Source organism: Saccharothrix obliqua, assembly GCF_019375475.1.
GTDB lineage: Bacteria > Actinomycetota > Actinomycetes > Mycobacteriales > Pseudonocardiaceae > Actinosynnema > Actinosynnema obliqua.
In genome coordinates, this window is sequence record NZ_JAHXGQ010000003.1 from 818247 (window position 1) to 829834 (window position 11588).

At 73.7% G+C, this 11588-nt stretch carries 8 protein-coding genes; 5 read left to right on the top strand and 3 right to left on the bottom strand.

The annotated features are described in order from the left end of the window. Positions 1-221 precede the first annotated feature (221 nt). Together KZQ38_RS13265 and KZQ38_RS13270 are read left to right on the top strand one after the other, a co-directional pair. Complete coding sequence (locus KZQ38_RS13265) at positions 222-1112, top strand: coiled-coil domain-containing protein (protein WP_219441670.1); 891 nt, start codon at positions 222-224, stop codon at positions 1110-1112. Positions 1113-1385: 273 nt separating this feature from the next. Beyond that, positions 1386-6830, top strand: coding sequence for an ATP-binding protein (locus KZQ38_RS13270; protein WP_219441672.1), 5445 nt, complete (start codon positions 1386-1388; stop codon positions 6828-6830). Positions 6831-6876: 46 nt separating this feature from the next. On the opposite strand, the gene KZQ38_RS13275 is transcribed toward KZQ38_RS13270, so the two are convergent. Both KZQ38_RS13275 and bla read right to left on the bottom strand, forming a co-directional pair. Next, positions 6877-7449 carry a D-alanyl-D-alanine carboxypeptidase family protein gene (locus KZQ38_RS13275; protein ID WP_219441674.1) on the bottom strand — a complete coding sequence of 191 codons (573 nt, stop codon included), beginning with the start codon at positions 7447-7449 and terminating at the stop codon, positions 6877-6879. Positions 7450-7476: 27 nt separating this feature from the next. Beyond that, the gene (gene bla / locus KZQ38_RS13280) at positions 7477-8373 is read right to left on the bottom strand and encodes a class A beta-lactamase (RefSeq protein WP_219441676.1); all 897 of its coding nucleotides are present in this window, start codon (positions 8371-8373) and stop codon (positions 7477-7479) included. A 117-nt stretch (positions 8374-8490) separates the two neighbouring features. On the opposite strand from bla, the gene KZQ38_RS13285 reads away from it, so the two are divergent. Both KZQ38_RS13285 and KZQ38_RS13290 read left to right on the top strand, forming a co-directional pair. Then, positions 8491-9381: a LysR family transcriptional regulator gene (locus KZQ38_RS13285; RefSeq protein WP_219441678.1), complete on the top strand. Its 891-nt coding sequence runs from the start codon at positions 8491-8493 to the stop codon at positions 9379-9381. Next, positions 9378-10271, top strand: a complete 894-nt coding sequence (locus KZQ38_RS13290) for a serine hydrolase (RefSeq protein ID WP_219441680.1) — start codon at positions 9378-9380, stop codon at positions 10269-10271. The genes KZQ38_RS13285 and KZQ38_RS13290 overlap by 4 nt, the downstream gene beginning before the upstream one ends. 7 nt (positions 10272-10278) lie before the next feature. Here KZQ38_RS13290 and wrbA read toward each other — a convergent pair whose 3' ends face one another. Further along, entirely contained in the window at positions 10279-10884 is a 606-nt protein-coding gene (wrbA, locus tag KZQ38_RS13295) for an NAD(P)H:quinone oxidoreductase (RefSeq protein WP_219441681.1), read from the bottom strand. 212 nt (positions 10885-11096) lie between these two features. Here wrbA and KZQ38_RS13300 point away from each other — a divergent pair, with 212 nt between their 5' ends. Next, positions 11097-11423, top strand: a complete 327-nt coding sequence (locus tag KZQ38_RS13300) for a hypothetical protein (RefSeq protein ID WP_219441683.1) — start codon at positions 11097-11099, stop codon at positions 11421-11423. The last annotated feature ends 165 nt before the right edge of the window (positions 11424-11588 follow it).

Here is an 11588-nt window from a genome sequence, read left to right on the forward strand (position 1 = left end):
CCCTGGAGGGCGACTTCTGTCCAACGAAACCCGTGCACCGTGAATTCCCGGTCGTGGGCCGCCGTAATCGCGTGACCGCGACGCGGGCGTGGGGGGTGACGGGAACCACCGCGAAACACGCCCGTTCGGCGCAATACCGGGAACCCGGACCGGCTCAGGTTCGTAGTAGCGGGTGAGCGGCCCGAACGGGCCGCCGGCGGACGAGAGGAAGGTGGGATCAGGTGTCGGCCCCGGACCTCAGCACCGGCCAGCGCACCGGCGACGACGGCGTGGTGCCGCTGCGCACCGACTTCGACCTGGTGTGGCGTGGCTACGACCGCGGCCAGGTTCAGCACTACGTCCGCGCCGTGGAGGCGGACCTGCGGCTGCTGGCCGCCGACCGCGACGCCGCGGTGGCGAACGCCGAGGCACTCGCCCGCCGGTTGGAGGAGACCCGCCGGCAGGTCCGGGAGCTGACCGAGCGGGTCGACCGGATCAGCCGCAGCCCGATCGACCCGGACGCGTTGTCCGAGCGGTTGCGGCGCGTGGTCGAGCTGGCGCACGCCGAGGCCGCCGAGATCACCACGCGGGCGCGGGCCGCCGCCGAGCAGCACTGGTCGGCCGCGCGGCAGGCCGCCGACCGGCTGCGGGAGCGCAGCGAACGGGTGGTCGCCGAGCTGGACGCGCGTCGTGCGGAGCTGGAGGCCGAGCACAGCGAGGTGATGGGCCGGGCCCGCGCGCAGGTCGAGGCCATGACCAGGCAGGCCGAGCAGCGGCGCCGCGATTTCGACGAGCAGGCGGCGCGGTTGCGCGAGGAGGAGGAGAAGGACTTCCACCTCGCGATGGCGTCCCGCCGGGAGGAGGCGGCGCGTGAGCTGGCCCGGGAGCGGGCCGCCGCGCGGCAGGAGGCGGACCGGCTGGTCGGCGAGGCCACGCGGCACGCGGACCGGATCGTCGCCGAGGCCCGTCGCCAGGTGGCCGAGCTGGTGGACCGCCGCGACCGGGTCGCCGCCGGCCTGCACGCCATCGAGGGCATCCTCGCCGACGCGGAACCGCTGCTCGACCCCCTCCCCGAGGAGGTCGAGCCCCCGGAGCGCACGCTGCGCCTGGCCCGCGAAGGGGCTGCGGCGTGACGCGGCGTCACCGGCCGGTCGCGGTGTGACGAACCCGGCTCGCTACCGCGCGGCACGGGTTCGCGGCCGAACGTGAGGTACGGCACGGGCGCGGGCCGCCGGGTACCGCGCCTGTGCCTGTGATCGACGTCATCTTTGTCGGGTCTCTACAATTTCCCGGGCGTGACACGGTTGGTTACGGCATTTTGCTGTGGACCAGGTACACGAGAAGGTTCCGGGTGGAGTGGGTCTGCCAGGCCCACCGCGGGGTGTCTACAGCAGGAGGCTCGGTCGGTGTTCAGTCGTGTTGCCATCGTCAACCGCGGAGAGGCCGCGATGCGGTTGATCCACGCCGTCCGGGAGCTGTCCGCGGAGACGGGGACGCGGATCGAGACCGTCGCGTTCCACACCGACGTCGACCGGACCGCCACGTTCGTCCGCGAGGCGGACCTCGCGCACGACCTCGGCCCGGCGTCGGCGCGGCCCTATCTGGACCTGGCGGTGCTGGAGCGCGCGCTGCGGGAGAGCGGCGCGGACGCGGCGTGGGTCGGCTGGGGCTTCGTCGCGGAGGACCCGGCGTTCGCGGAGCTGTGCGAACGGGTCGGCGTCACGTTCATCGGGCCCGGCCCGGAGGCCATGCGGCAACTCGGCGACAAGATCGGCGCGAAGCTGATCGCCGAGGAGGTCGGCGTGCCGGTCGCGCCGTGGAGCCGGGGCGCGGTCGAGGACCTGGACGCCGCCCTGGCCGCGGCCGACGAGATCGGCTACCCGCTGATGCTCAAGGCCACCGCGGGCGGCGGCGGGCGCGGCATCCGCGTGGTCACCGACGCGGCCGAACTCGCCGACGCCTACGAGCGCACCAGCCAGGAGGCGGCACGGGCGTTCGGCAGCGGCGTGGTGTTCCTGGAGCGCCTGGTCACCGGCGCACGGCACGTCGAGGTCCAGGTGATCGCCGACGGACAGGGCACGGCGTGGGCGCTCGGCGTCCGCGACTGCTCGGTGCAGCGGCGCAACCAGAAGATCATCGAGGAGTCGGCGTCGCCGGTGCTCAGCGCGGAGCAGGCGGCCGAGCTGAAGTCGTCCGCCGAGCGGCTGGCCGTCGCCGTCGGCTACCGGGGCGCGGCGACCGTCGAGTTCCTGTACCACCCCGGTGACAGGCTGTTCGCGTTCCTGGAGGTCAACACCCGGCTCCAGGTCGAGCACCCCATCACCGAGTCGACCACTGGGTTCGACCTGGTCAAGGCCCAGCTGTGGGTGGCGTCCGGGCGTCGGCTGGAGGGCGAGCCGCCGGTGGAGCGCGGTCACGCCGTCGAGGCGCGCCTGAACGCCGAGGACCCGGACCGCGACTTCGCGCCCTCGCCGGGCCGCATCGCCCGGCTCGACCTGCCGTCCGGTCCGGGCATCCGCGTGGACACCGGCGTCAGCGAGGGCGACACCATCCCCGCCGACTTCGACTCGATGATCGCCAAGATCATCGCGCACGGCCGCGACCGGGACGAGGCCCTGGGCAGGCTGCGCCGCGCGATGGCCGAGACCACCGTGATCATCGAGGGCGGCGCGACGAACAAGAGCTTCGTGCTCGCCCTGCTCGACCGGCCCGAGGTGGTGGGCGCCACCGCCGACACCGGCTGGATCGACCGCGTGCGTGCCGAGGGCGACCTCGTCTCCCACCGGCACTCGGCCGTCGCGCTGGCCGCCGCCGCCATCGAGGCGTACGAGGAGGACGAGCGCGTCGAGCGGCAGCGCCTGCTGTCCACGGCGTTCGGCGGCCGTCCCCAGGTGCGGCACGAGAGCGGCCGGCCGCTGGACCTCAAGCTGCGCGGCGTGGGCTACCGCGTGCGGGTGGCCCGGGTCGGCGCGCACCGCTTCCGGGTGGGCGTCGAGGCGGGCGGCGACGTCCGCACCGCCGATGTCGAGATCGACCGGTTCGACCGGCACACCGGGCAGATCGCCGTCAACGGCGCGCGGTACCGCCTGGCCACCGACACGCACGGTCCGGTCCACCTGGTCGAGGTGGACGGCGTCACGCACCGGGTCAGCCGCGACGAGGGCGGCGTGCTGCGCGCGCCGATGCCCGCGCTGGTGGTCGCCACGCCGCTGGAGGTCGGCGCGGAGGTCGAGGCGGGCGCGCCGGTGCTGGTGCTGGAAGCGATGAAGATGGAGGCGGTGCTGCGCGCGCCGGTCAAGGCGCGGCTCAAGGAGTGCCTGGTCTCCGTGGGCAGCCAGGTCGGCGCGGGCGCGCCGCTGCTGCGGCTGGAACCGCTCGTCGACGACGCGGCGGCGGACATCGTGACCGACGGGGCCGTCGAGCTGGACCTGCCGCCCGCACCCACCGAGATCCCGGCGGCGGACCGCGCCGCGCGGGGCCGGGAGGACCTGCGCGGCCTGCTGCTGGGCTTCGACGTCGACCCGCACGACGACCGCCGCGTGCTGGAGGACTACCTCGTCGCGCGCCGGGCCGCCGGTGCGGGCAACCGGCCGCTGGCCGAGGAACTGGCCCTGGTCGACGTGTTCGCCGACCTCGCCGACCTCAGCCGCAACCGGCCGACCGGCGAGGAGGCGGGCGCGCACGTGCACAGCGCCCGCGAGCACTTCCACACCTACCTCCAGAGCCTCGACGTCGAGCGCGCCGGGCTGCCCGCGTCGTTCCAGGACAAGCTGGCCAAGGCGCTCGGCCACTACGGCGTCGCGGAGCTGGCGCGGTCGCCCGAGCTGGAAGCCGCGGTGTTCCGGATCTTCCTGGCCCAGCAGCGCGCGGTGGCGGACTCGGCCGTCGTCACGGCGTTGCTGCGTGCCTGGCTGCGCGAGCCGCCGCCGGGCGAGGCGATGCGGGAGACCGCCGGCCGCGCGCTGGAGCGGCTGGTGTCCGCGACCCAGGTCCGCTTCCCGGTGGTGTCCGACCTCGCGCGCGGCGTGGTGTTCGCCTGGTTCGGCCAGCCCCTGCTGCGCCGCAACCGGGCCCGCGTCTACGCGGCCGTCCGCGCCCACCTGCGTCACCTCGACGCGCACCCGGACGCCGCGGACCGCGCCGAGCGGGTCGCCGAGATGGTGCGCAGCACCGAGCCGCTGGTGCGGCTGCTCGGCAGGCGGCTGGTCCGGCCCGGCCTGGACCACTCCGCCATGCTGGAGGTGCTGACCCGGCGGTACTACGGGAACAAGGGGCTCACCGCCGTCCACACCCGCGAGGTGGCGGGCTGCCAGTTCGTGGTCGCCCAGCGGGACGGTTCACGCGTGGTGTCGTCGGCGGCGCGGTTCGAGGCGTTCGGCGACGCGTTGCGCGGGCTCGCGGAGCTGGCGGGCGGTGCGGACGCCGTCGACGCGGACATCTACCTGGCGTGGGAGAACCAGCCGGAGGACTTCGACGCGATGGCCGCCGCGCTGCACGCGGTCGTCGCCGCCCACCCGCTGCCGCACCGGGTGCAGCGGGTCACCGCCACCGTCGCGGGCAGCGGCGGCGCGGTCATGCACCACCACTTCACGTTCCGCCCGTCGACCACCGGGATGGCCGAGGAGCGGCTGATCCGCGGCCTGCACCCGTACATCGCGCAGCGGATGCAGATGGAGCGGCTGCGCGAGTTCGACCTGACCCGGCTGCCGTCCACGGACGAGGAGGTCTACCTCTTCCAGGCGGTGGCCCGGGAGAACCCGTCCGACGACCGGCTGGTGGCGTTCGCGCAGGTGCGCGACCTGACCGAGCTGCGGGACCAGGACGGCAGGCTGGTCGCGCTGCCCACCGCGGAGGACACCGTCGCCGCCTGCCTGGAGTCGATCCGCCAGGCGCAGTCGCGGCGGCCGTCGGGCAAGCGGTTCAACACCAACCGGATCGTGGTCTACGTGTGGCCGCCGAGCGAGATCACCCGGGCGGAGCTGGAGGTGCTGGTCGAGCGGGTGCTGCCGACCACCGCCGGCGCCGGGCTGGAGGAGGTCCTGTTCATCGCGCGGCAGCGCGACCGGAAGACCGGTGCGCTGGCCAAGATCGCGGTGCGGATCTCGTTCGACGCCACCGGCGGCACCGCGCTGACCGTGGGCGAACCGCCGGTGGACCCGGTGGTGCCGATCGACGCCTACCGGCTCAAGGTGCTGCGCGCCAGCAGCCGCAACACCGTCTACCCGTACGAGCTGACCAACCTGCTCGGCGAGTTCGTCGAGCACGACCTGGACGACGACCACGCGCTGGTGCCGGTGGACCGCCCGAAGGGGCGCAACACGGCGGCGATCGTCGCGGGCGTGGTGACCACCCGCACCCGGCGGCACCCGCAGGGCGTCCAGCGGGTGGTGCTGCTCGGCGACCCGACGAAATCCCTCGGCGCGCTGTCCGAGCCGGAGTGCCGCCGGGTGATCGCCGCGCTGGACCTGGCGGAGCGGACGGGGGTGCCGGTGGAGTGGTACGCCCTGTCCTCCGGCGCCCGGATCTCCATGTCCTCGGGCACCGAGAACATGGACTGGGTCGCGGCGGCGCTCAAGCGGATCGTCGAGTTCACCCAGGCCGGCGGTGAGATCAACATCGTGGTGTCGGGCATCAACGTCGGCGCGCAGCCGTACTGGAACGCCGAGGCGACGATGCTGATGCACACCAGGGGCGTGCTGGTGATGACGCCGGACTCGGCCATGGTGCTCACCGGCAAGCAGGCGCTGGACTTCTCCGGCGGCGTGTCGGCGGAGGACAACTTCGGCATCGGCGGCTACGACCGGGTGATGGGCCCGAACGGGCAGGCCCAGTATTGGGCGCCGGACCTGGTGTCCGCGCGCAACGTGCTGATGGCCCACTACGAGCACACCTACGTCGCGCCGGGCGAGTCGGGCCCGCGACCCGCGCGGAGCACCGACCCGGTGGACCGCGACATCTCCGACTACCCGCACGTGCTGGAGGGCAGCGACTTCACCACGGTCGGCGAGATCTTCTCGGCGACCGCGAACCCGGACCGCAAGAAGGCGTTCGACATCCGCACGGTGATGCGCGCGGTGTCCGACCAGGACCACCCGGTGCTGGAGCGCTGGGCGGGCATGGCGGACGCGGACACCGTCGTGGTGCAGGACGCGCACCTCGGCGGTCGGCCGGTGTGCCTGCTCGGGGTGGAGTCCCGGTCGGTGCCGCGTCGTGGTTTCCCGCCCACCGACGGGCCGGACGCCTACACGGCGGGCACCCTGTTCCCGCAGTCGTCGAAGAAGGCGGCGCGGGCGATCAACGCGGCCAGCGGCAACCGGCCGCTGGTGGTGCTGGCCAACCTGTCCGGTTTCGACGGTTCGCCGGAGTCGATGCGCAAGCTGCAACTGGAGTACGGCGCCGAGATCGGCCGGGCCATCGTGAACTTCGCGGGCCCGATCGTGTTCTGCGTGATCTCCCGGTACCACGGCGGCGCGTTCGTGGTGTTCTCCAAGGCGCTCAACCCGCGGATGACGGTGCTCGCGGTGGAGGGTTCGTTCGCGTCGGTGATCGGCGGCGCGCCCGCGGCGGCGGTCGTGTTCACCGGCGAGGTCGACCAGCGCACGTCGGCCGACCGCCGGGTCGCCGAGCTGGAGGCGCGGCTGGCCGAGACCACCGGCGCGGAGCGGGCCGAGCTGAGCGCGAAGCTCACCGAGGTGCGTGCCGCGGTGCGCGCGGAGAAGCTGGGCGACGTGGCCACCGAGTTCGACCGGGTGCACAGCGTGCACCGCGCGGTCGAGGTCGGCTCGGTGGACGCGGTGGTGAGCGCGGCCGAGCTGCGGCCGAAGATCATCGAGGCCATCGCGGACCGCTGACACCTCCGCCGGTCCGCCCGGGGTCGTCCCGGGCGGACCGGCGGTGTCACGTGCCGGTGGCGCTGGGCAGCAGCGCGGGGCACCCGGCCGTCGCGTACGACGGGTCGTGCTCGAAGTGCCAGTATTCGTTGTCGTAGCGGCGGCACCAGCCCAGCGGACCGGCGTTGCGCTCCAGCCACAGCGCGGAGTCGTGCGGCTGCACGTCCACCGCCCGGCCCCGGACGTGCATCGACTTCTCCGGCGGCAGCACGTACTGCGCGGCCAGCTCCACCGAGCCGAACCGGCGCACCGCGTCGTCGAACTCGTGCTGCTGCTGGCCGGTGCTGCGCTTGCCGTCGTTCAGGCACAGCCGCACGCCCTGCCTGCCCGCCGCGTCGGTCAGCCGCTGCCACGCGTCGAGCACGTCCGGCGGCAGCCCGGTGGGCGGCTCGTCGACGAACCGGGCGTCCAGCGGGCAGACCGGGCCGGTGTCCGGTCCGGGAACGCCCTCCACCAGCGCCAGCGGGCGTCCGGGCACCGGGTCGGGGACGAACGACATGCGGCCGGTGGCGCCCAGCGCCACGACACCGGCCGCCAGGAGCGTCACCACCACGAGCGGCAGAACCGCGCGCAAGAACATCAGACCTTCACCTGCCTCGAAGATTCGTCACGTGAGGACGTCGACCACGTGCGCCGCCGCCTTGGCGATGATCGCCTCGTCGTACTTCGCGTCCCGCGTCGCCTTGCTGGACATGATCGCGATGACGAGGGGCGCCGAATTCGGCGGCCACACCAGGCCGATGTCGTTGACCGTGCCGTAGGACCCGGTCCCCGTTTTGTCGGCCACGGTCCAGCCCTCCGGCACACCTCCGCGGATGCGGCGCGGCGCCGCCTCGGTGGCGTTGCGCTCCAGCAGGTCGCGCAGGAACGCACGCCGGTCGGGCGGCAGCACGTCGCCCAGGACGATCCGCTGGTAGGCCGTGCCGATGGCGCGCGGCGTGGTGGTGTCGCGCGGGTCGCCCGGCGTGGCCTCCGTGATGTCCGGTTCCCACCGGTCCATCCGGGTCTCCCGGTCGCCGAGGCCACGCAGGAACGCGTTCAGCGCCTCCGGTCCGCCCAGGTCGCGGAGCAGCAGGTTGCCCGCCGTGCCGTCGCTGTAGCGGACCGCGGCGTCGCACAGGTCGCGCACGGTCATGCCGGTGGCCACGTGCTGCCGGGTGATGAAGGCGCTCCGCAGGAGGTCGCTCTCCGCGTAGGTGACGACCTCGTCGAGGTGTTCCACCGGGTTGCGCTGGAGGACCGCGGCCGCCGCGAGGCCCTTGAAGGTGGAGCAGAACGCGAACCTCTCGTCCGCCCGGTGGGTGATCGTGGCGGAGGGGCCGACGGCGTACACGCCGAGCCGCGCGTCGAACTCGCGCTCCAGCGCCGCCCAGCGGTCGTCGGGTGCGGTCGTGGTCGTGGTCGGCGGTGCCGTGGCGCTGGTCGGGTCGGGTGGGGGAGCCGTCGTGCACGCGGCCACCGGCAGGAGCGCGGCGGCGCCGAGCAGGGCGCGGCGGCTGATCATCGGTGCGTCGTCCTCTCACGTCGCGGAGCGGGTCGTGAGGGAGCCTCGCAGAACGCCACGCATCCCGTCCAAGACGTGAATGACTTGATCCATGCTGATCCGGCATATGATGTGCCCGTGGACGTGGTGGCGGCTTGCCGGGCCTTCGTCGCCGTGAGCGGGCGCGGCAGCTTCACGGACGGGGCGGCGGTGGCGCGCATCCCGCAGTCCGTCGCCAGCAGGCGGGTCGCCGCGCTGGAGAAGCACTTCGGGGCCAGACTCCTGACCAGGTCGTCGCGCAGCGTCGCGTTGACGCCCTTCGGTCGGGAGGTGCTGCCCGCCGCGCGACGCCTGGTGGAACTGGCCGAGGCGCTGGAGCGCGACGCCGAGCAGGCGCGGCTGCGGCCGTTCCGGCTGGCCGTGCCCGCCGTGTGCGCCCCGCACCTGCTGGCGCGGCTGGTCGCCGGCGCGCGCGAGCACGGCCTGACCCTCGACCCCTGGCCCGCCGACCCCGGTCGGCGCGCCGAGCTGGCCCGGACGCTGGAGGTGCGCGCGGCCCTGGTCGCGGTGCCGCCCGACGAGGCCGCGTGGCGGGTGCCGCTGGGCCTGGCCGCCCGTGCCGACCCGGGCACCGCCTCGGCGTTCTTCCTGGAGACGCTGCGCGTGAGCCGGGTGGAGCGGGGCGTGCGGTGGCGGCGGGTGTGGCTCCAGGCCGAGGACGACGTGCCGCACGTCCGCGACCGCCTGACCCGGCTGCGGGACGCGGTCGGACTGCTGCCCGCGCAGGTGGCCGTGGCGCCGTCCCTGGTCGCCGCGACCGCCGAGGTGCTCGGCTCGACCGACCTGCTGCTCTGCTCACCGGCGCAGGCGGGTGAACTCGGGCTGCACTGGCGGCCGGTGGGCGAGTTGCGGCTGGCCCGCGGCTACGCTGTGACCTCCCACGCCCGGGAGGACGGCGGGTGGGTGCGCGACCTGCTGCCCGAGCTGGTCGGCGCGTGTCTCGGCGCGAAGGTGGGTGACGCGTCGTGACGGCGGTGCGGGAGGCGCGGGAGACGCTGGCCGCGGCCGGGTTGCGTGGTTCGTTCCTGGTGCGCGACCTCGACACGGGCGACGAGCTGGGCATCGACCCGGACCTGGAGTTCCCGGTGGCGTCCCTGGTCAAGGTGCCGCTGGCGATCGCCACGCTGGAGCGCGTGACGCGTGGCGAGCTGGACGGCGCCACGCCGGTCCAGGTGCGACCCGGCCGGATGACGGTGCCGGGACCGACGGGGCTGGGCAAGTTCCTGCACCCGGCCACGATCGCGATCGACGACCTGCTCTACCTGAGCACCGCGATCAGCGACAGCGTCGCGGCGGACGCGTTGTTCGCGCTGACCCCGCCCGCCGCCGTCACCGCCGAGCTGCGCCGCCTCGGCCACCAGGGCATCACCGTCCGGCACCTCATGGAAGACCTCACCGACACGCCCGCCGAGCGGTTCACCCGGCCCGAGGCGCACCTGGCGCACTCCCTCGCCATCACGGCGGGCACCGCCGGGCAGGGCCACCCCGTGCCGCAGCTCGACATCAGCCTCGCCAACACCGGGTCGGCCCGTGCCTTCGCGGACCTCGTGCAGGGTGTGTGGCGGCCGACGTCGATCGCGCCGCCGGTCGCCGCGCGGGTCCGGGAGCTGATGGGCGACAACGTCATCCGGCACCGGCTGGCGCCCGATTTCGCGTCCGACTCGGCGCGGTGGTCGTCCAAGACCGGCACCCTGCTGAACCTGCGGCACGAGGTCGGGGTGGTGGAGCACGCCGACGGCCAGGCGTACGTGGTGGCCGCGTTCAGCGAGTCCCGCGTGCCCGCCGCCGTCCAGCCGGGTGCGGAGGCGTTGCTGGCCCACGTCGCCCGCACCCTGCGCGACCAGCTCCGGATGGGGTGAGCGGGCGTCAGCCGGCGAGCTTCGCCGCGATCCGGATGACGCGACCCGCCAGGTGGTCGAGGGCGGCGAGCTGGGCCTCGCCCAGCGGCGCGTCGTTGGTGCCGCCGGTGACGTGCGAGACGCCGTACGGGTTGCCGTCGGAGAACTTGAGCTGGTCGGTGTAGCCGGGCGCGGCGATGATGCCGCCGAAGTGGTGGATCGTGTTGTACAGCGCGAGCAGCGTCGACTCCTGGCCGCCGTGCTCGGTCATCGAGGCGGTGAAGCCCGCGTAGACCTTGTCGGCGAGCAGGCCCTGCTGCCACTGCGGCCCGAGCGTGTCCAGGAACTGCTTGAGCTGGCTGGAGACGTTGCCGTAGCGGGTGGGCGTGCCGAGCAGGACGGCGTCGGCCCAGACGATGTCGTCGGCGGTGGCCTTGGGCTCGTCCTTCGTGCGGTCGAAGTGCTGGCTCCAGGCGGCGTTGGAGGCGATGGCCTCCGCCGGGGCGAGTTCGGCGACCTGGCGCAGCCGCACCTCGGCCCCGGCCCGCTTGCCCGCCTCGGCCAACCGCTCGGCCATGGCGTGGATGTTGCCGGTGGACGAGTAGTAGATGACTGCCAGTTTGGGGTCGGCCATGGCGTGCTCTCCTCCGGTGTTCCGTCGAGGGCTGGTTCGCACTGTACGGAGCCGGGACGTCGATCGCTCGCCGGCGCGGTGGTTCGCCGTCGGTGACACGCGGTCACCCGCGTGGCGGACGGCCGGGGTGAATCAGGCCGCCCGTGTTGTCCCGCATCGCGTCACGTGTCCATCGTGGAGCGTCTGTCACATCGACCGGAAGGACGCGAGCCATGTCCCGTCGACCCCTCCGAGCCGCCGCCGTCGCACTCGTCACCGCGACCGCGATCCTGGCCGCTCCCGGTTCCGCGCTGGCCGTGACCGGCAGCTTCGTCGTGGACGGGAAAGTCGTGCTGCAAAATCCCGAGGACAAGAAGTGCCACAAGGTGAAGATCAAGAAGAAGCAGGTCATCACCAACATGACGTCGGGTCGCGCGCAGCTCTACAAGAAGCGCAGCCTGTTCGGCAAGTGCTCGGGGCTGTGGACGATCGTGCAGTCCGAGGCGCCGAACTTGCAGGCCGAGCACGATTTGCAGGGTGTGGTGTTCGTGTCGAACTGACCTTCGCACCGCCGGGTGACCACGTCGGCTGCGCAGCGTGAGGTGGAGGTGGTGATCCGGGCCCGAACCACTCGTCGCGCCACCCGATGCGGGCATTCGGCGCGGCGTGCCTTGGGGGCGCGGGTGGTCGCGGTCGAGGATGGGCGCGCACCGATCCGGCTTCGG